The organism is Enterococcus sp. DIV0086 (genome assembly GCF_050498705.1).
GTDB lineage: Bacteria > Bacillota > Bacilli > Lactobacillales > Enterococcaceae > Enterococcus > Enterococcus faecalis.
Window position 1 is genome coordinate 1,134,786 of record NZ_JBNIDN010000001.1, and the last position, 18,104, is coordinate 1,152,889.

At 35.0% G+C, this 18,104-nt stretch carries 36 protein-coding genes; 10 read left to right on the forward strand and 26 right to left on the reverse strand.

The features are described 5' to 3' along the window. Positions 1–11: 11 nt before the first annotated feature. The 6 genes from IGI63_RS05395 to IGI63_RS05420 form a co-directional block, all read right to left on the reverse strand. Positions 12–218, reverse strand: coding sequence for a hypothetical protein (locus IGI63_RS05395; RefSeq protein WP_429975474.1), 207 nt, complete (start codon positions 216–218; stop codon positions 12–14). 130 nt (positions 219–348) lie between these two features. Then, positions 349–669: a hypothetical protein gene (locus IGI63_RS05400; RefSeq protein WP_033628305.1), complete on the reverse strand. Its 321-nt coding sequence runs from the start codon at positions 667–669 to the stop codon at positions 349–351. A gap of 22 nt (positions 670–691) precedes the next feature. After that, positions 692–916, reverse strand: coding sequence for a hypothetical protein (locus IGI63_RS05405; RefSeq protein WP_105208524.1), 225 nt, complete (start codon positions 914–916; stop codon positions 692–694). Continuing rightward, positions 916–1,266, reverse strand: coding sequence for a hypothetical protein (locus IGI63_RS05410; protein ID WP_429975475.1), 351 nt, complete (start codon positions 1,264–1,266; stop codon positions 916–918). The genes IGI63_RS05405 and IGI63_RS05410 overlap by 1 nt, the downstream gene beginning before the upstream one ends. Next, positions 1,263–1,571 (reverse strand): hypothetical protein, encoded by a 309-nt coding sequence (locus IGI63_RS05415; protein WP_429975476.1) that lies wholly within the window; start codon positions 1,569–1,571, stop codon positions 1,263–1,265. Before IGI63_RS05415 ends, IGI63_RS05410 begins: the two co-directional genes overlap by 4 nt. After that, entirely contained in the window at positions 1,572–1,985 is a 414-nt protein-coding gene (locus tag IGI63_RS05420; protein ID WP_429975477.1) for a YopX family protein, read from the reverse strand. A 121-nt stretch (positions 1,986–2,106) separates the two neighbouring features. Here IGI63_RS05420 and IGI63_RS05425 point away from each other — a divergent pair, with 121 nt between their 5' ends. Further along, positions 2,107–2,493, forward strand: coding sequence for a YxeA family protein (locus tag IGI63_RS05425; RefSeq protein WP_429975478.1), 387 nt, complete (start codon positions 2,107–2,109; stop codon positions 2,491–2,493). A 218-nt stretch (positions 2,494–2,711) separates the two neighbouring features. Continuing rightward, positions 2,712–2,867: a hypothetical protein gene (locus IGI63_RS05430; RefSeq protein WP_429975479.1), complete on the forward strand. Its 156-nt coding sequence runs from the start codon at positions 2,712–2,714 to the stop codon at positions 2,865–2,867. A 225-nt stretch (positions 2,868–3,092) separates the two neighbouring features. Here the strand turns inward: IGI63_RS05430 and IGI63_RS05435 are convergent, their stop codons facing one another. From IGI63_RS05435 to IGI63_RS05475, 9 genes are all read right to left on the reverse strand, one after another. Next, complete coding sequence (locus IGI63_RS05435; RefSeq protein ID WP_429975480.1) at positions 3,093–3,296, reverse strand: hypothetical protein; 204 nt, start codon at positions 3,294–3,296, stop codon at positions 3,093–3,095. A gap of 19 nt (positions 3,297–3,315) precedes the next feature. After that, positions 3,316–4,242 carry a DnaD domain protein gene (locus IGI63_RS05440; protein WP_429975481.1) on the reverse strand — a complete coding sequence of 309 codons (927 nt, stop codon included), beginning with the start codon at positions 4,240–4,242 and terminating at the stop codon, positions 3,316–3,318. Positions 4,243–4,257: 15 nt separating this feature from the next. Continuing rightward, positions 4,258–5,061 (reverse strand): PD-(D/E)XK nuclease-like domain-containing protein, encoded by an 804-nt coding sequence (locus IGI63_RS05445; protein ID WP_429975482.1) that lies wholly within the window; start codon positions 5,059–5,061, stop codon positions 4,258–4,260. Continuing rightward, on the reverse strand, positions 5,024–5,938 hold the full coding sequence (locus tag IGI63_RS05450) for a hypothetical protein (protein WP_429975483.1): 915 nt from the start codon (positions 5,936–5,938) through the stop codon (positions 5,024–5,026). The genes IGI63_RS05445 and IGI63_RS05450 overlap by 38 nt, the downstream gene beginning before the upstream one ends. Next, entirely contained in the window at positions 5,928–6,254 is a 327-nt protein-coding gene (locus IGI63_RS05455; RefSeq protein WP_429975484.1) for a hypothetical protein, read from the reverse strand. Before IGI63_RS05455 ends, IGI63_RS05450 begins: the two co-directional genes overlap by 11 nt. A gap of 1 nt (position 6,255) precedes the next feature. Further along, positions 6,256–6,483, reverse strand: a complete 228-nt coding sequence (locus IGI63_RS05460; protein ID WP_429975485.1) for a hypothetical protein — start codon at positions 6,481–6,483, stop codon at positions 6,256–6,258. Then, complete coding sequence (locus IGI63_RS05465; RefSeq protein WP_429975486.1) at positions 6,480–6,770, reverse strand: hypothetical protein; 291 nt, start codon at positions 6,768–6,770, stop codon at positions 6,480–6,482. Before IGI63_RS05465 ends, IGI63_RS05460 begins: the two co-directional genes overlap by 4 nt. 71 nt (positions 6,771–6,841) lie before the next feature. Continuing rightward, positions 6,842–7,588, reverse strand: coding sequence for a hypothetical protein (locus IGI63_RS05470; protein WP_429975487.1), 747 nt, complete (start codon positions 7,586–7,588; stop codon positions 6,842–6,844). 12 nt (positions 7,589–7,600) lie between these two features. Then, positions 7,601–8,008 carry a hypothetical protein gene (locus tag IGI63_RS05475; protein WP_429975488.1) on the reverse strand — a complete coding sequence of 136 codons (408 nt, stop codon included), beginning with the start codon at positions 8,006–8,008 and terminating at the stop codon, positions 7,601–7,603. Positions 8,009–8,207: 199 nt separating this feature from the next. Here IGI63_RS05475 and IGI63_RS05480 point away from each other — a divergent pair, with 199 nt between their 5' ends. Both IGI63_RS05480 and IGI63_RS05485 read left to right on the forward strand, forming a co-directional pair. After that, positions 8,208–8,372, forward strand: a complete 165-nt coding sequence (locus IGI63_RS05480) for a hypothetical protein (RefSeq protein WP_429975489.1) — start codon at positions 8,208–8,210, stop codon at positions 8,370–8,372. 20 nt (positions 8,373–8,392) lie between these two features. After that, the gene (locus tag IGI63_RS05485; RefSeq protein WP_429975490.1) at positions 8,393–8,653 is read left to right on the forward strand and encodes a hypothetical protein; all 261 of its coding nucleotides are present in this window, start codon (positions 8,393–8,395) and stop codon (positions 8,651–8,653) included. Here IGI63_RS05485 and IGI63_RS05490 read toward each other — a convergent pair. From IGI63_RS05490 to IGI63_RS05500, 3 genes are read right to left on the reverse strand one after another with little or no spacing between them, the layout of a single operon-like run. Beyond that, positions 8,634–8,837 carry a hypothetical protein gene (locus IGI63_RS05490; RefSeq protein WP_142427688.1) on the reverse strand — a complete coding sequence of 68 codons (204 nt, stop codon included), beginning with the start codon at positions 8,835–8,837 and terminating at the stop codon, positions 8,634–8,636. The genes IGI63_RS05485 and IGI63_RS05490 overlap by 20 nt on opposite strands. Beyond that, a complete protein-coding gene (locus IGI63_RS05495; protein WP_429975491.1) occupies positions 8,830–9,021 on the reverse strand; it encodes a hypothetical protein in 192 nt (63 codons plus the stop codon). The genes IGI63_RS05490 and IGI63_RS05495 overlap by 8 nt, the downstream gene beginning before the upstream one ends. Positions 9,022–9,034: 13 nt before the next feature. Continuing rightward, on the reverse strand, positions 9,035–9,745 hold the full coding sequence (locus IGI63_RS05500) for a Rha family transcriptional regulator (protein ID WP_429975492.1): 711 nt from the start codon (positions 9,743–9,745) through the stop codon (positions 9,035–9,037). 50 nt (positions 9,746–9,795) lie between these two features. Here IGI63_RS05500 and IGI63_RS05505 point away from each other — a divergent pair, with 50 nt between their 5' ends. Continuing rightward, a complete protein-coding gene (locus IGI63_RS05505; protein ID WP_429975493.1) occupies positions 9,796–10,191 on the forward strand; it encodes a hypothetical protein in 396 nt (131 codons plus the stop codon). 164 nt (positions 10,192–10,355) lie between these two features. Here IGI63_RS05505 and IGI63_RS05510 read toward each other — a convergent pair whose 3' ends face one another. Both IGI63_RS05510 and IGI63_RS05515 read right to left on the reverse strand, forming a co-directional pair. Further along, complete coding sequence (locus tag IGI63_RS05510; protein WP_429975494.1) at positions 10,356–10,709, reverse strand: hypothetical protein; 354 nt, start codon at positions 10,707–10,709, stop codon at positions 10,356–10,358. A 26-nt stretch (positions 10,710–10,735) separates the two neighbouring features. Then, positions 10,736–10,891, reverse strand: a complete 156-nt coding sequence (locus IGI63_RS05515) for a hypothetical protein (protein ID WP_429975495.1) — start codon at positions 10,889–10,891, stop codon at positions 10,736–10,738. 57 nt (positions 10,892–10,948) lie between these two features. Between IGI63_RS05515 and IGI63_RS05520 the strand changes: the two genes are divergently transcribed. Beyond that, positions 10,949–11,110 (forward strand): hypothetical protein, encoded by a 162-nt coding sequence (locus IGI63_RS05520; protein WP_429975496.1) that lies wholly within the window; start codon positions 10,949–10,951, stop codon positions 11,108–11,110. On the opposite strand, the gene IGI63_RS05525 is transcribed toward IGI63_RS05520, so the two are convergent. Next, positions 11,107–11,304, reverse strand: coding sequence for a hypothetical protein (locus IGI63_RS05525; RefSeq protein ID WP_429975497.1), 198 nt, complete (start codon positions 11,302–11,304; stop codon positions 11,107–11,109). The two genes, IGI63_RS05520 and IGI63_RS05525, sit on opposite strands and share 4 nt — an antisense overlap. Positions 11,305–11,316: 12 nt before the next feature. Continuing rightward, positions 11,317–11,547 carry a helix-turn-helix transcriptional regulator gene (locus tag IGI63_RS05530; protein ID WP_429975498.1) on the reverse strand — a complete coding sequence of 77 codons (231 nt, stop codon included), beginning with the start codon at positions 11,545–11,547 and terminating at the stop codon, positions 11,317–11,319. 194 nt (positions 11,548–11,741) lie between these two features. On the opposite strand from IGI63_RS05530, the gene IGI63_RS05535 reads away from it, so the two are divergent. The 3 genes from IGI63_RS05535 to IGI63_RS05545 all read left to right on the forward strand — a co-directional run bounded on the left by IGI63_RS05535 (position 11,742) and on the right by IGI63_RS05545 (position 14,457). Beyond that, complete coding sequence (locus IGI63_RS05535; RefSeq protein ID WP_429975499.1) at positions 11,742–12,230, forward strand: helix-turn-helix domain-containing protein; 489 nt, start codon at positions 11,742–11,744, stop codon at positions 12,228–12,230. A gap of 163 nt (positions 12,231–12,393) precedes the next feature. Beyond that, positions 12,394–13,530 carry a tyrosine-type recombinase/integrase gene (locus IGI63_RS05540; RefSeq protein WP_429975500.1) on the forward strand — a complete coding sequence of 379 codons (1,137 nt, stop codon included), beginning with the start codon at positions 12,394–12,396 and terminating at the stop codon, positions 13,528–13,530. A gap of 96 nt (positions 13,531–13,626) precedes the next feature. Then, complete coding sequence (locus tag IGI63_RS05545; protein WP_002356708.1) at positions 13,627–14,457, forward strand: undecaprenyl-diphosphate phosphatase; 831 nt, start codon at positions 13,627–13,629, stop codon at positions 14,455–14,457. Positions 14,458–14,495: 38 nt separating this feature from the next. On the opposite strand, the gene IGI63_RS05550 is transcribed toward IGI63_RS05545, so the two are convergent. The 3 genes from IGI63_RS05550 to IGI63_RS05560 are packed head-to-tail and all read right to left on the reverse strand — an operon-like array spanning position 14,496 to position 16,970. Then, on the reverse strand, positions 14,496–15,281 hold the full coding sequence (locus tag IGI63_RS05550; RefSeq protein WP_010820181.1) for a ChbG/HpnK family deacetylase: 786 nt from the start codon (positions 15,279–15,281) through the stop codon (positions 14,496–14,498). An 18-nt stretch (positions 15,282–15,299) separates the two neighbouring features. Further along, positions 15,300–15,923 carry a DUF47 domain-containing protein gene (locus IGI63_RS05555; RefSeq protein ID WP_002400859.1) on the reverse strand — a complete coding sequence of 208 codons (624 nt, stop codon included), beginning with the start codon at positions 15,921–15,923 and terminating at the stop codon, positions 15,300–15,302. A gap of 12 nt (positions 15,924–15,935) precedes the next feature. Beyond that, entirely contained in the window at positions 15,936–16,970 is a 1,035-nt protein-coding gene (locus tag IGI63_RS05560) for an inorganic phosphate transporter (RefSeq protein ID WP_429975501.1), read from the reverse strand. 210 nt (positions 16,971–17,180) lie between these two features. On the opposite strand from IGI63_RS05560, the gene rpsT reads away from it, so the two are divergent. Then, positions 17,181–17,432 (forward strand): 30S ribosomal protein S20, encoded by a 252-nt coding sequence (rpsT, locus tag IGI63_RS05565; RefSeq protein WP_002356703.1) that lies wholly within the window; start codon positions 17,181–17,183, stop codon positions 17,430–17,432. A gap of 86 nt (positions 17,433–17,518) precedes the next feature. On the opposite strand, the gene IGI63_RS05570 is transcribed toward rpsT, so the two are convergent. After that, on the reverse strand, positions 17,519–18,076 hold the full coding sequence (locus IGI63_RS05570; protein WP_002382741.1) for an acyl-CoA thioesterase: 558 nt from the start codon (positions 18,074–18,076) through the stop codon (positions 17,519–17,521). Positions 18,077–18,104 lie beyond the last annotated feature (28 nt).

Genomic DNA, 18,104 nt, shown 5'->3' on the forward strand with positions numbered 1-18,104 from the left:
CGCTGTTCCTCCTACGTCAAATTTATATCAATAACTCTCTTAATAATTTCCCACTCATTTTTAGGAATGGTAAAATCGTGTTGACTTTCATCTGCTGAATTCGTTGTACATATCGCTAACTCTCCATCTAAAACACTGAAAAAAATGCTTGATTCACCACCTGAGTGAACTTCAGAGAACTCAATTTCTCCGATTTTGAGACCACTTTTTTTCATCATCGTTCCCCCTCGATTATTTATTCTTGGCAATCCTCACAATATTCAGGATAACCATTCCCATATACGTCAAGGAATGCACCACAACATGCACATAAGACACCTTCCAACATCATTTCTGCAATTTCTTCCATTATCCTTCCTCCTTGCGTTTCGCTATATCATCGGACCAAGCAGCATAATAATCAAAGTCATAGCCATCTTCTCTTGGGTTTTCGTCTAAACGGTCTGGATCATGCATTAATATGGCCTGTTTCACTTCTTTGGATTCATCTTCTAGTTCATCTATCAAATCATCAGGTACCTCAATTGAGACTAATTTTACTGTTTCGTCTTCATCGGGCTCATCGGCCATTAAGTAGTCTTTTTCCTCTTCGAATTCTTTATTTGCCTGTCCTTTACTTTCTGTCCAATGTCCAGTATTTTTTGAACTTTCATATCGATATAGTTTCATTCCGCTTCCTCCAATCTAATAGCTAACGTCCTTCTTCATGACGCGCATAATATACTTTATTAAATACTTCTTTCGGAGTTTCTTTGTAGTAGGAGTTATAGTCCGTAGGATTATTATTCCAAGCTGGAGCATGCGTCCATTCGATAATTGATCCTACCCCCGGCATGTTAGATTTACAAATACACTTGATGTGGTTGGCATTTACAAACTCAACGTTCCCATCCATCGCTGTAAGTTCAATAAACATCACTCTTCCACCTGTTCCATAGTCCAATTTGCGAACGCTAGCAGCACTTGCGCTTCTTGTTTCATTGTTAAGTAACCGTAAGCCAAACCAACATCAGAAAATTCATCTCCAGTGTCTTCTTCAACAAATCTACACACTGATACCAGAGGGTAATTGTCATCTTCTTTATAAAAATGTTTTTTCAACCAATCAAGCACAGTCTGCTGATTTTCGTTGAGTTCTGTAATACATATTATCGTTTTTAGCTCTCTTAACTCGTCCTCTGCATCATAAGCCGATTTATCTGATTCCCAATAATTATGCCAAATACTTAATACTTCGTTTTTATCTACTAGTTCTTGTTTACTCATTCTGTTCCCTCCAATTCCCACGGAAAAGGCGTTCTAATGGACCAAACAGGTACAGACCTATGATCACAATCTCGCCATTCTAACCACCAGCAACTACGATTCTCATTGTTTTCGTCTACTCCGAAACGATATCTAACAAATGCATCTTCAACAATGTAAGGTGTGTTTTCGTCAAGCATTAGTTCTGACCGCCATTCCTCTATTGCTTGTTCTCTGGTATATTTTTGTTTATTGAAGCCCATCCAATTATCAAAATCCCCATTAAACACTTCAAAGTCAAACTTGCTTTTTCCTTTAATTGCCATTTATTTGACCTCCAATAGCTCTGGATTTTCGTATATATTTCCGATGACAGTTACATAAGGCTTTATTCTTGCTAACAAAAGATTTCCAGCGCACCAAGTTAGATCATATTCGTTCCAAGACACTTTATAATCACCATCTATTTCAATTCCAACACTGCTTTCTGTTTTCTGAAATGGATGGTTTCTTACTGAAACAATATCACCCTCAAAAATTTCAACGCCGTTCTTGTCTTTCAGGCCTGTAGATTGCATGAGAACATACTTATCAATCATTCCCCACATGCCATTTTCTAGATTGATAAGAGGAGCTATAAATCCTGTATCATCATCAATAGTCCAATCTACATTTTTATCTTCATCAGGATAATACATTATGTTTTCTTCTACTGAATATGCTCTAAATTTTGGAATCATCTTCTTCACTCGCTTTCTAGTCGGATAATAAATTTATTACAAAAATGTTAGTTATTTCGATTAACTTATTAGTTTGATTCATGTAAATTAAATATATTAAAAAACTTTAGGAGGTTTTCTCATGAAAAAAATCATAAGCTTAATTTTTGTTGCGTTACTTATATTTATTGGGTGGAAAGGTTGGGATTACTATCAATCTACTTACGTAGGAGAAGACTATTATGCTAAAATACAGGCTCCTCTACCTGAACAAACTGACATAAAAGATGACAGTGGTAGATTTTTAGGGAAAGGATATAAATATAAAGTAGTCGGATTTGACACTAAAGGAAACAGCCGTAATTTTAATTTTGATGTTATAACTTCTGGGGATTATGCTGATGGATCAAAATTAAAAGAAGGAACTATTCTACTTTTAAATGCCAGTGAAAAAAGAATTATAAAACGGCAAATCATCACTCGTGACAAAGTCCCTTCTGCCCTGAAATCTAAGTTTGATATTTCTTAAACCAGCTTTTGCTGGTTTTTCATTTAAAAAAACTGTATCTTTACCCCAAAAACAAATTAAAAATTCTTTGTGGTCGACCAAACCTCCACTCCTTTCGCTTACATTAAATGTTCAGCTTTATATTTCCATATTTTATTTTTTATGGTACAATTATTCTTGGAATTTCGTTATATACGTTATTGTTACCTTTCGCCAATCCAAAGAAAGGAGAATGCGTTATGACATTCACTAACAAAAACAAAAATTTCGATTATAAGGTGACGCTAAATACTACGTTAAATATTTTCGTGGTATTTTTGGCCACAGATCAAAATATTTGTGCAACTGGCCTTACAATTGAACAAGCTGTCAATGAATTAGAAAAAAAGGTTTAAGGAGTGAAATAATTGAACGATTATCATTCACAGTAAAAGCATCTACTGATTGATTCTATTGGTAGGTGCTTTTTTGTATTCTTTCGCAACTCATGCCTAACTTCATTCCCTTCACGATTACATACTGGGCATGGTTTAGCTTTCACATATCCGTATTTGTCCTTGGTCCAAATAATCCGCTCCCCTTTGCATTTTAGGCACGTCATAAATTTCCAACTCCTTTTGTTAATCGACAGATTCAAAAAGAATCGTGTAATCATCAATATCAAGCAATTCTGCTATTTCTTGAATACGTTTTAGTGTGACATTTTCTTTATGTTGCTTCGCTAAACGAATTCGATTATTAGAAGCTCTGTAAAGCGGAACATCTTGTGCTATACAATAATATTCAACATTTGACCAAAATATCTCATGAATAGATTTACTCATTGTGATAGTCCTCTCTTTTTCATCCTCCCGATAATTCTTGCATTTGTCGCTGTAACTCCGCTTGTTCTTCTGGTGGAAGTTTTTCGTCTTTTTGCATGCCGCTCCAGTCCGGCATTTTTTCTTCCCTTATCGGTTTCTGTTGATACCGACCAGCACCAAAGCTCTTTTTACTGGTCGCTTTAAAAGCTTCTTGCGCTTTTGCGGCTTCTTCAAGCGTACGAATATCTCGCTTTTTCCAATTTTTTAAAATGACTTCGACATAGTTCTTCAAACCTGACATCTCTACGCTATTCTCGTAAGACAGCTTGAATGCATACAAGACCATTTCTGGGCCCCATTCTTTAATCCATGGCCCCAGTGCGCCTTGTAATAAGCCCGTTGGTGGTTTGCCCCAGCTTTTTTGGATAAACTCATACACGCCGATGTCGTCATCATCTTGATATATATATTTATTGTCTTTGTCTAGTATAGTTACAGTACTAGTAAGATCTTTATGTTCAACTGTTTGTGCTACTGGTTGTACAACCGTTTGTGCTACTACTTGTGAACCAGCTGTTACACTAGTGGTGAACTGTTTGTCACACTTTGGCGTGTTTTCTCCATTTTCTTCGTTGTTTTTTGTTAAACTAGTTGTCACACTTTTAGACAACCGTTTGTTATACAGAGGGAGGATTTTATATTGTGGTTTCTCTGCATTTTTCTTTCCAGGTCGATATTTTATTAAATTCATTTGTATTAGACTGTTCCGTGCTTTAGCTACTCCTTGAGTAGAAAGCCCTGTAAGATCGGTAAGCGCCGAATTTTTCAAAGGAAACCAGTCATCTAATTTTTCTTCATCGTTCGCGTAGTCTAATAACTCGCGATACAGATTGTTTTGGCCAATTGAGATGTCTATTTCGTTTTGTTTCAATTTACGGTACTCTCGTCTTTGTCTAAAGTAATCCAACTGAGACCCTCCTCTCTATAAATTTAGTAAGTCTGCTATTTCTATAAATCCATTCAATTTTTTATTTTTTCTACAATATTCACATTTCCCGCACTGTGTGGGGGCTTCTTCCCCCATCTTTACTCTTAGAATGTGAGGTAACTTTTCTTCTATTTTGTAACGTTCAAACTCATATCTTGTATGGTGAATTTCAATTGCGGCTATATTCGGTGGTGTTTCTTTTGTAACTGCAAAAATATATGGGATCATTTCTTTATGAAATTTCTGCTCAAGTAATTGTTTATACACATACATTTGTGTAATATATCCATACTCTTCAGCAAAAGAGACATATCCGCCATACTGTTCTGACCAATAACGCTGTGAAAGGCTCCGGGTTGTTTTGAGATCAACAAAATATCCTTTATCGAAATTAAAACAATCAATTCTTGCTTTCCACTTAGTGCCGAATAATTCACCCGTCAAAATCACTTCTTTTTCTCCTTGATAAACAAAGTTGAAAAAATCGTCATATTCCAGTGCTTCAATCATATCTATAGCTTGAATAAATTCTGCTCGTTCGGAGCCATTCTTTTTATAGATAGAAGCATAATTTTCATTAATAAACTCTGTGTGTGCTTTACTCGATTCAAAGTAAGAATGAACATAGTTGCCAACTAATAAAGCGATTGGGTTTGAAGTTGGTGCCCACTCTTCTTTTAATTTTGCTAATGCTGCGGCTTCACATTTCATAAAGTCTTTGAATTGACTGACTGACATATACTGCCAGTCAGCTTCATTGCTATAATAGTTGTTCTTGTTGAGGTCCATCTTTTTCATCTGCTTTCGATTTTACTGATTTACTCCCGCTTACTTTTTCTGTATTTTTTTGTTCGCTATTATTCATAAACTCTTTTTCAATACTATTTTTTATTTTCTTTTCTGCCAAAGGTTTTTCAAAATATTCATGTACCTTTGTTAAACCATCCTTTAGGCTGTTGTAAATACCAATTAAATCTGAAAAGTTTTTCTCAGAAAAATTATTCGATGCATAACCAAAGTATTCTTCAATCATTTCTTGCGTCACATCAAAATCTTCTTTAAAAGCTGTAAAAGCTCTAGATAACCGATCTTTTAACGGCGAAGCATTTTCTCCTGCAAGGGTTTTGTTGCATTCCTCAATAGCTAATTCAACAATATCCCCAGGGATTACACCTAGAATACAAGCACGAAGTCTTCGTGAACCATTATTCGCAACCATTTCATAAATATCTCTTGGATCTTCGAGTTTCTTTGATCCATATTTTGTATGCCGTAAATGGGGAACGGTAAATATTTTCTCTTGCCGAGTATTTGTTTCAACATCCCATGCGTAAGCCATCGCTACGGATTCCCCTGGTCGTTGTTCTAGTTCTTTCACACCAAAAGAGATATTTCCCCAGTTTTGGGCGAGAACTTCTGCTAGTCGAATAGATGGGCCTTGAACATTCGTATTTCCTCTCGGGTAACTGTACATCGCTGTTGAGGCTAAGCTTTTTCTTTTACATGAATCAAGAATTCGTTTCTCTGCTTCAAATGGATTTCTTGGAAATTGTTTGGCCATAAAAATTTGCCCCTTCACTTCCTCCATTTCTCGGCTAACGCTCACATTGGTCATTGCGCCATGACTTGGATTTGATTGTTGGTTTGTAAATTCATTCGCTAGTTCATTCCCCATCGTAATTTCCTCCAGTTTTTAAATACTTTTCTCCTAATCCTACAAAGTTTATAGATATTATTTTTTCTTCACCTATTTCTAAAATAAAATCGACAATATCCTGCTGAGTGACAATTGCTTTTTTATTTTCACTAACTAGTCGTTTATTATGCAGTTCAAGCAAGGATATTACATAGTTAACTTGGAATACGCCATCCTCTTGGGCGATAGTTTCTCCCATACTATCCTTGTCGTAATCTGCTGTTTCGTCTATTTCTTCTCCGTAAAAATTTTCTGCCGGCTCCTGTCTAGCCCCTAATGAATCAAATTCAGGCATACTACCACTCCCATACTAGTTTGGCTTTTGTGTCGTCCTTGTGATCTAAAATGCCAATTCCCTCAAGTTCTAAGGAGGCTTTAAACTGATGAGTTAGACCTCTTTTACGGACCACTACACTCGTTTGTCCATAGCTTGAAGCTGTGTGGATGGCTTTAACGACTTCATTTTGTTCGTAAGCCAACATATTTTCATAGATTGAATCATTTAATCCGGTAATATCAATCATTTCAATTCACCTCGCAAGAAAGCGTTTAATAGCATATCAAGTTCAGGATTAGCTTGTTGCTCTTTTTTGTCTGTTTCTCGTTTTCGACAGTTTGGGCAATCACACTCTTCAGATTCCATAACAGATAAGATTTCCATTAACAAAATCGCTTGTATTCTTGATTCACCGCTAACAAGCAATACTTGTTCCTGACTTTCTTTTATATAAGCACCACATAAAATATCAATTTGTTCTTTTTCAGCTTCTTTTTTTAATTCAAAAAATAGATTTTTCATTTTCTCATTCATATGTTATAATCTCCTTGAATTTATATTTTGTATGCCTTGAATCTATCTCTAGATTCAAGGCCTTTCTTTTTTTATGCAATAATAGTTAGTACATTATTTTCAATTAATTCTTTTAATTCGTTCATAAGAAATATATGAATGTTTTCCATAGCGGTGTGTTTCCAAATACCCCCATCTGCTTCAAAAAGCGCACAATCTCCCTGTTTATTAATCCGAAAAACAAAGGGACTTGCTGGTTGCTCTACTTCTAAAAATGTACGATAAGGTCGCAAACTTGCCGGGCTTGGAACTTCTGCTTTTGTTAACGTAGCGGCACCTTCTTTTACGGTTGCTACTTGCGAAATTCCGTTATCAATTAAATCACCTCCGCCTTCAATGCGAATGCTACTAGCACAAGCTAATATTGCAGATGCATCAAGGTCACGTTGAACCAACGATTGAACATTAATAATAAAATCTTCAGAATCCATAAAACGACGATAAGGAAATATTTCAAGTAAAGCTGTTGCTTCAATAAGGCTTTCACGTTTCCGGTCCACATCTAGTGCTGAATAAACTGCAACTCTTGTTGGACTTTCAACATGTAGCAATAATTGCTCACTTTGTTTTTCATTTGAAGAAAATTGCGATTTTAAATACCCAACTAATCCAGATAATGAATGGATCGTTAATGTTTCTGCGCGTTTAATTGGCGTTAGTTCCACAAAGCGTGCCTTGTTTCTGTCATAAAAATTTTCCCCGTTTACCGAATAAATAACTTCTTGATCTTCGCTTAATTTCACTGCATACTCTAATGCATCTTTTAAATTTTCTGTCATGATTTTTCTCTCCTAATTCGTTTTAAATTTTTTTATTTTTTCTGTTTCTTCAATTTCTGAAATGGGCATCCCTTTATCATCTTTAAGCTCTGAATCTTCTGGATCGAAGTAAAGTTGCCCACGTTGTCCACTTTTTAGTTCATTTGCTACTGGGTTTCCTGTGTCTGTCTCACCGATAATAACCCGAGAAATTGCACCTGTTCTAGGAACTAATTTTGATTTAACGCTGAAATCAATCACTACATCTTCTCTGTACTCATCAGACAGAATCGTTAACTCAATTGTTATTTTTCTTTTTTTACTTGGATCAGTATTAAGGTCATTGATATTTTTGATTACTTGGCCTAATTCAAACTCAAATCGTTCTTGCAAAGCCCCTTCACTAAGTTCGCTTAATGCTACGTTAATATTTTTTTCCATTTACTGAGCACATCCTTTCATGGTATAATTTAGTGTAATTATATTTATCTCTGTGACTAACTTGGATGGCCGTCCTTGTTAGTCTTTTTTTCGTTTGCCCTAGTTTTTCTATTCTGGTCATTCTTTTTATTCCTTTCTCTGGTATAATTTCCTTATCAGCAAGTGGTCTGCTGAAATAATTGATAAGGTGGTGAATTTAATGGAAAATGTCACTGAAATTAAAGAATCAAAAAGCGTAGATGAGGTTAACGAACTTTTGAAAGACGGTTGGAAATTATTGTCCGTTAACACTTACTATCCAAACCATATTATTAGAATGAATGATATGGAAGCAGCTCCACTTATCTACGTACTAGGAAAATAATCTAATATGGGGTGAATAGAATGAATGAATTTTCTGAACTAAAACATGAGTACCATTTTGACAATCAAGATCACTTTATTGAAACACCTTTTGTAAAAAATGAATCAGATGCTAAAAAAACTATTATTGATGAAGGAAATGTTCAAAAAGTTTATATTGAGTACTCAAATGGAGTGAAAGTCCTAGTATTAACAGAAATTTCCAACGGAAAAGTTTCCTACTATACAAACTATCCTTTAAAAGAAATTAGTAATAATCGATTTAGTTTTGTAATTTCTTAAATCCAAACCCTTCTTTAGATAGGCTCCAGGTACCATTGAAAGTTGGTATTACAACTTTTTTATTAACTTTTGAATAATCAATATCTATTTTCATAACATTTTGCTCCATGCTACTCGCAATAGTTTGGAGCAATTCGTTTGTTTTTTTCTGTTCTCTCAATAGTTCATCCATTACTTTATCCATTCGACTTCACCTTTCTCCATCCACTTTCAATCACATGGTCGTAAACTAAGAACCAAACTATAGAAACGATAATAAACAACACTTGAAACTTTGGCGGGACATCCATTCCTACGATCAATCCCAATCCAAACATAATTAGTAACATGGCAATATGTCTTAAGTTAATTGCTTTTTTCTTCTTCATTTAAAAATTCCTCCTATGCTATATCGTTTAAGTCTAAGCTCATTTGTCTTACAACTGTTTTTGTGGCTGTGGACGGCTCCCAGTCATTGATATATTCAATTACGATTGGATAATGTTTCTCTCTTAATTGTGATCGGGTACCCACGCCTGTGATTTGCTTAATACCTGAATTAATATCTTTATATAACTTTCCACGCTGTTCCTTTGTGATTTTTCCAAATCCTCTTGCCACTTCTGCTACTCGCTGATGAACTCGTCGTGATAAGTAGCTATAATCATCTGCACCGATTTTTTGATTGTCTTTTAAGTCGGCTACTTCTTTTTCAATTACATCTACACGCTCATTTGTTTCTTCATTTGCTGATAAAGCAAGCATTGCTAGTTCTCTTTTGGAAGTTGGTAGTTTGGGCTGTTGAATTTCTTTTTCCATTTGATTAAATGCTTCAATATATTTCAGTTTGAACTGCAATGCTTTTTGACCAGTGAACCCCATTGCTAATAAAGTGAAGCCGTCGCGATTCATGATAACTTGGCGATAAGATTGTTTGTTTTGTGGATGAATGTAGGTATCTTCGTAAAATAGGTCGGCATAATTTTGTGCCACCCCCTCTTTTAATTCATCAATGGCTTTTAGAACAACTTTGTGTTCTTTGCCAAAAACTTCAGCAACTTGTAAACTACTTGTTACTGCTTCTTGGTTTTTCATAATTACTAAATTATTCATTTGGTTTATTTCCTTTCTGATATAATTATTTTGAAAGTGAGGTGAATAATATGTTGTATAAAGATAATGAATATACTGAACAGTTAGCCTATGTTATTTCTAATACTGTCAAAGATGCGGATAAAAGAAATAAAACTGGATTCCTAGTAAACGGTTCAGTCGTGTATGGTACTGTTCTGCCATTCGACGATGAGAGATTAGACTTTAATTCATATGAAAATGATAAAATAAACACCAGCTCTGTAGTATTTACAACAGCAGCTGCAATTGTTTCTGAAAGAAATAAAAAATTATCATCTTCATCGCACGAAGAATTAGAATCTGTCTATATTTATTTAGAAGATGTCACTGTTTTTTCTGGTAATGGTCGTCACAACATCCCTGATATGGCTTTACGTATTTCTTCTATCGATGCTATTTTTGCTGGTTCTGCACCAGAATTATAGTCAGTTTTTACAGTAATAATGTTTTGCTCCTTGCTACTCCCAATAGCTTGGAGCATTTTCCCTATCTCTTCTGGTGTTGTTTCAATCGTTATTTTCATGTTCTGCCTCCTTATTTATCCCGTTTGTATTTGTTACATTGCCCGCATTTTATGGTGTGGCTAGTGTTACCGTTTCGACTTCCACAACTTATACTCTTCTCTTGCTTGTATAAATTGTTCTAAATCATAAATCTTTGCATTGCCTCTTTTGTCAATTTCCTCTAAACACCCAATTTTTTTAATCATGTTAAACGTTTCGTCGCCCAACTTAAATTTCTTTTGTAGCTCCTTTTTGGTAAAATTGGTTTTTTTGTTCGCTACGTATATTTCCTCATTTAGCAAAATATATTCACGTTTTGCAACTAGACGTTGGTATTCTTCTTGAAGTGCCAATGCAGATTTCTGACAACCAATAATCTGTTCAGAAAGTTCTTTTATTTCGTTGTCTAGTTGCTCTGTTAGAAATTCGATCTCCTGCATCGGGTGTACCTCCTTATTTTTATTAGTTATGATTCGCTTTGTTTGATATAATTAGTTATCAGCACGGCAATGCTGAAATAATTAATGAGAGGATTAATTATTCCAGTATCTATATACTCTGCAGAAATTTCATTACGACTATCCTTCTTTTGATGGGTAGTCTTCTTATTTTCATTAGTCATTGTGGTCACCTCCTAGGTTTTTTGGTACACTCACTATAGAAAGTGAGGTGAAATAATATGATTATTGATGCTGAAAAATTTGCTCAATCTGTCGTTTCTTCTTCTGACTCAAAACTTGATCTACAGGAAAAATTAAACATGTATATCGAAGCTAAGAAACTTGCAGAGGAATTTAACCAGCGTGATGATGATAATTCGAGTACGTTTATACCTTACTAACTATTAAGAACCTTCATCGACTCGATAAGCCCTGAAACTGCTGCAACAGTTTTTGGGTTTTTCTTTTTCTTAGCGTAATCAATCACCTCTGCTAGATATTCGTTTAGAGCTACTACATTTTCTCTGTCAATTAACGAGTTAACCCGATTACCAGTGCTTAACAAGTTCAATTCTTTGTCATTTTCTTTTTCCACCCTTCTCACCTCCTAGGTTGGTTGTTTTAACTTTACGGTTAAACCGTAATTAAGTGGAGAAAAAATGATGTCGTTATACGTGACATCAAAAGTCTTCTCAATTGATTTAATAACCGGTACATCTGGATAAGTTTTTCCTTTTTCATAATTCGCCCATGTTTCTACTGAAACACCTATAGCCTCTGCTGCTTCTCTTTGTGTCCAATTTCTCATTGCACGCAGACCTTTTAGAGTTACTTTCATTCTCCATCACCTCCTTAGTACAAAACTATAATATTACGGTTAAACCGTAATGTCAAGTGAAAACTTTAATTTTTTTATTTTATTTTTTAATATATTATGTTATACAAACAATTTTTCCTTATTTATGTTGACTTTTTTACGGTTAAACCGTATTATATTGCGTGTAGAATCAAATTTAAAGGAGGTGTTTTATTATGAGTAATTTAGGTAATAAGGAAGTAATGGCCAAAAATATTCAGTATTACATGGATAGACAAGGTATAGATAGAAGAAAATTATCAGATGATTTATCAATAAGTTACACAACTTTAACAGACTGGCTAAAAGCTAAAACTTATCCTAGAATTGATAAAATTGAGATGTTGTCAAATTACTTTTCAATATCTAAGGCTGATTTAGTAGAGGAGAGACACCCCGCTACCATCTTAACCCAGATAACCGACACAACAGCTAAACTAGAAGAGCAGCGGCAAAAAGAAGTGCTCGCTTTTGCTAAAGAAAAATTGAGAGATCAGGAAATTGAAGAAGAATTAGAACACTTCAATAATTTAGACGAACGCACGTTACGAAACCTGCACCGTTATGCAGAAGAATTTGGTATTGATGCCCTTGATGATTTATTTGAAGAAATGTTGGCTGATGAAAAAACCGATGATGGTTCTGCTGACCATAATGCTGGATAAGTTCTACTTTGATTGTCAATTCATGACTTTGAAAAATACAAAAAAATGAAACTTAGAAGTAAAGTGAAAAAATTTGATTTTTTAAATAAAGCAAAAATGGATAAATTGAACAAGACAATTGAAAAAGAAATTCTCAAAAACAAAACAAAAAGGAGCTGATTAAATGGCTACAATAAAAAAATATACAAAAAAAGATGGATCAACCGCCTATATGTTTAACGCATATTTAGGCGTTGACCCAGTCACTGGTAAATCAAAACGGACTACGAGACGTGGATTTAAAACGCAGAAAGAAGCGAAATTAGCTCTTTCAAGATTAGAGCTTGAAGTAGATAGTAAAGGCTTTATGAAACAGAATTACAACACGTTTAAAGACGTTTTCGAACTTTGGTATGCCCAATATGTAAACACAGTTAAACCTATCACAGCAAGCCACACAGAGCGCATGTTTCGTCTTCATATATTGCCGGAATTTGGTAACATAAAAATAAACAAGGTAACGAAATTAATGTGCCAAAAAACAGTCAACAAATGGAGTACAGAATATTCGGCTTTTCATTTGTTAAAATCTATAACTCAAAAAATGTTAAACTACGCTGTTTCACAGGATATTATTGAAACAAATCCAATGCAATATATTGTAATGCCCAAGAGAAACCAAACCAATCAAACTGATAAGAAACAATTTTTAGAACTAAGTGAATTAAAGCAGTTTCTCGAAGAAGCTAAAAACAAATTAAGTTTTCAAGACTACTTAATGTTTCGCGTTCTAGCATTTACTGGATTACGAAAAGGCGAACTATACGCTTTAACTTGGGAAGATGTTAATATTTCACAGAAACAGTTGGTTGTGAATAAAACTGTAACTCATGTTAATAAAGAATATCTTTTATTTACCCCAAAAACAAGAGCGTCAATTCGCACAATTGGGATTGATGATACAACGCTGTCAGAATTACTCAAATGGAAAAAAGAACAAAAAATATTTTTATTAAAGAACGGGATCCGTGTAAAAAACAATAACAACCAGCTTATTTTCCATGATATAAATAATCAATATCTAAACAGAAACAGTTTAAACTACTTATTAAAAGAAAAGTTACATCGTGGAAGTATAAAACCTCATTCTTTTAGACATACTCATGCTTCTTTGTTGTTTGAATCAGGAGCTACTATAAAAGATGTTCAAAAAAGACTCGGTCATACAACCATAAATACTACTATGGATGTTTATACACATGTAACTAAGACCTCTGAAAGAACAGCCATTGAAAAATTAGCTAATTACGCTAACTTTTAATAAATAGTATTCAAATTGGTATTCAAATAATCAAAAACACTGTATAATTAACCTTTATAGGCCTACTATACATTTATTTCAGAAAGGAATGGTGACATGCTTTTTGCTAACCTATGGAAAGCAATTATTCTTGGTATTATCGAAGGAATTACCGAGTGGCTTCCAATTAGTAGTACCGGACATTTAATTTTAGTGGATGAGTTTATTAAACTCGATCTAAGTAAAGATTTTATGGAAATGTTCAACGTCGTTATCCAATTGGGAGCAATTATGGCGGTTGTTATTTTATACTTCCACAAATTGAATCCTTTCTCACCAAAGAAAAATGGCGAAGAGAAAAAAGATACTTGGATTCTTTGGTCTAAAGTCTTAGTCGCTTGTTTACCAGCGGCAGTTATTGGTCTAAAATTTGATGATTATTTAGATGCACATTTTTATAACTTTTTAACAGTATCGATTATGTTAATTGTTTATGGGATTGCTTTTATTATCATTGAAAAACGAAATAAAAATGTTGCACCGAAGTGTACTAATCTAAAAGACTTCACTTATAAAGCCGCTTTAATCGTTGGTGCTTTCCAAGTACTGGCATTAATTCCAGGAACTTCACGTTCAGGAGCGACCATTTTAGGGGCAATCTTAATTGGGGCCTCACGTTTTGTTGCAACAGAGTTTTCATTTTTCTTAGGAATTCCAGTAATGTTTGGAGCAAGTTTTTTAAAAATCTTTAAATTCTTGGCCAAAGGAAATACGTTTGGGTCAGAAGAAATCATTATTTTATTAACTGGCTCTATTGTTGCCTTCGTTGTTTCCATCATTGCGATTAAATTCTTATTGAATTACTTGAAGAAAAACGATTTTACAGTTTTCGGTTGGTATCGTGTAATTTTAGGTGCGATTTTAATTGGCTACTGGTTATTCTCATAAAAATAAAACCGTTGCTTTCACTGTTGAAAGCAACGGTTTTATTTTTTTAAATCGCCAAACGTTATTCGCTCAATCCCCTGTTCTTCAAACCACTGACGAACACGAGGATCACAAATCGTTGCTAATTCTTTGCAGCGTAAAGTGGTATAAGAAGAATTGTCTAACACAAATTGATCCAAATACCCAACATCAAAATGCATCTCAGCAATTGCCGATTCCGGCATCCGTAATAAACCAAAGTCATCTTTTAAAAAATTCTCCACTGATACGCCTTCGTGAATATAAGATAACGCCCCAGACTCTAACAAATGTGTCACCTGGAAATAACCTTGTTGCGGTGGATATTCTTTTTCCCCACTATATTTCAGGGTTGTATGAAGTCCGTACTCTTCTGCTAATTCTAAAAATACTTGATCAACCACTTCATCACCAATCGAATGGCAATCAAAATGTTCAGGATAATGTCCAGTTAGTTCCTTAAAGCGCGTCAATTGCGCAATCGTTTCAAGTCGTACTTCTTCATATACGAAGGTTACTTGTTTTTGTTGACGATAATAAGAAGAGCGATGAAAATTGCCTTGTTCATCTACCAGTGAAGGAATCATACATGGGTCCGCACAAGGTTTCCCTAATAAAAAATTCGTATGCTGACCTACAAATAATCCTGGATAATTTTTTGCTAACGCAACGGCGTGTTCTGCTGTTGGTAAATTGGGCATCAAAAGTGTCGACGTCGTTAAACCATCGACATAACTTTTGATAATGCCATGATTAATCGCTTCTGACATCCCAAAATCATCAGCATCAACAATTACTTTAACCAACAGCTCCCCCTCTTTTCTTTACGTATTTTTGATGACAATTCCGACAATAATATTAACAGCTGATTCACAATCATTAATCGTGCGCTCAAGCTGATCATAAACATCTTTCCACTTGATAACTTTCAATAAATCTTTTTCGTTAGTCATCAAATCTTTCATGGCGCTACTGTATAATTTATCGCCTTGAGATTCAATCGTATTCACTTCATCAATCAATGAAACTAACGTTTTAGAATTCTTAAATTTTGCAAATTCCTTCGTTGCTGATTTAACGCCTTCTGTCGCTTTAACAATATAAGCAGTTAATTCTAGCGCGGGCGCAATCATTTCTTCGACAACTAAATGATCAAGTAAATAAGACAAACTATTAATGCTATCAATAATGTTATCTAAGTGATCCGTAATATCGACAATATCTTCTCGATCAATCGGCGTAATAAAGGAAATATAGAGTTCATTTAAAATTTTGCGAACAATTTCATCATTCTCTTTTTCCAATTGATGAATCACTTCTGATTTTTTTACTAAGTTTTCTAATGAATAATTGTCTACAATTTCTTGCAAAACCTTTGCCGCTTCATAAGCATTTGTTGCTAACTGGTTTAATTCTCCAAAATAATCAAATTGTTTTTTACGTGCCATGTTTTTCTCTCCTTAAAAAATTGCAATAAATAATTTTGACATCACATAAGCGATCAGCCCACATCCTGGGAAAGTTAAAATCCATGCTATCAGCATTTCTTTCACGATACGCCAGTCAACACTTGATATTCGCTTAGAAGCACCTACTCCCATAATCGCTGTTGTTTTTGTATGAGTAGTTGAAACTGGAATCCCAAAAGCCGATGCTAAAAATAAACAAATAGCCGTGCTTAAATCTGCAGTGAAGCCTTGATAGCGTTCGAGTTTTACCATATCCATCCCGACTGATTTAATGATTCTCATGCCGCCCACAGAAGTTCCAATGCCCATTGTAATGGAACACAGAACCATAACCCATAACGGAATCACAAAACCGGCACCTGTTTTTTCGACTAAATTATTATAAAAAAGCACTAACATGAACACGCCCATAAATTTTTGCCCATCTTGCGCACCATGTAAAAAAGCATTAGCTCCTGCACCAAAGGCTTGTCCAACTGTAAAAAATTTGTTGGCTTTTCTTCTAGGCACAGCCGAGAAAGCTTTCACAACAAGTTTGGCAATCAAATAACCGCCGCCAAAACCCATAACGGTAGAAACAACTAGACCAACAAGCACTTTGATCCATTCCGAGCCATTGACTGCACCCAAACCACCTAATGCCATTGCCGAACCAGTCAAGCCGGCAATTAACGCATGGCTTTCACTTGTGGGAATACCAAAATACCACGCAGCAACTGCCCAAACCACAATTGAAAAAAGCGAAGCAGCCAAAGCCACCTGTGAAGCGTTTCCATTTGCGTCAAAACTAACAATGTTACTAATCGTTTCAGCTACTTGGGCATTAAAAAAGGTCATGACTAATGCACCTAAAAAGTTCATCACAACAGCCATCCAAATTGCGACATTCGGTTTTAACACCCGAGTCGAGACAGCGGTTGCAATTGCGTTCGGCGCATCCGTCCAACCGTTAACAAAAATTACACCCATTACCAAAGTAATCGTTACCAATAATGCAATACTCACAAAGACACCACCATTTTTCATTTATCTATTTTATCATAGCATGTTTTAAAAAAAATGTATGCTTTTTTCTTAAGGCTCTGGCAAATTTTCTTATTTTTTTCTTGAAATTGTCTGTTAAGGAAAAAAACTTGTCGTCTTTTATTGCAATGGAACAATGGATTAGGTATAATGATTACTGTTGAATTACATTGGCTGACCAGTGTAAAACCTAAATCATCGGAGGTGAAACAAATGCCAAATATCGAATCTGCAATCAAACGCGTACGTACAAGTGCTAACGCGAATGCGAAAAATTCATCTCAAACAAACGCAATGCGTACAGCAATCAAGAAATTTGAAGAAGCTGTAGCTGCTGGAGCTGATAACGTCGATGCTTTATACAACGAAGCTGTTAAAGCTGTTGATATGGCTGCAACTAAAGGTTTAATCCATAAAAACAAAGCTAACCGCGATAAAATTCGTTTAAGCAAATTAGCTAAATAATGTGAGATAGAAGTTAGCATTCATGTTAGCTTCTTTTTTCATCAAAAAATGTCCAAGTCTGTTTTCACAAAGACTCGGACATTTTTTTATAAAGGTGAATCAATCCACGGTAAATCCGTTGTGAGATGTTGACTAAATAATTTAGTCTCTTCTCGCAAAGCTAAACGTTGTTGTCGTCTCGTTTCATAATTGGAACAAATCAACTTTTCTTCTGCAGTTTCTGGGACGACTGCCGCTAATTGGAAGTCACTTTCGGGATTCATATGAGACGGAATGGCTACAAAAGTTGTAAAACAAGTCGCCGCTAAATAACGCTCGCCAGTTGTTAAATCTTCTCCTACAACTTTAACAAATACTTCCATCGATTTATGATGCACGCCAGAAACAAAAGTTTCAACACACACTGAGTGATTTTCTTTTAAAGGTTTTAAAAAATTCAAGTTATCTAAAGATGCTGTAACTGCCCCTCTCCGACAATGTCGTGAAACGGAAATGGATGCGGCGTCATCAATTAAAGACATTAATTTCCCACCAAATAGTGCACCAAAGGGATTTAAATCAAAGGGAAATACACGATGTGTTTGAATCACTCGTGATTCTCGACAAAATTTTTCTTTCGTCATTAACGATTCCTCTACTTTCATTTATAAACTTTTCCACGCTTTACTTTAG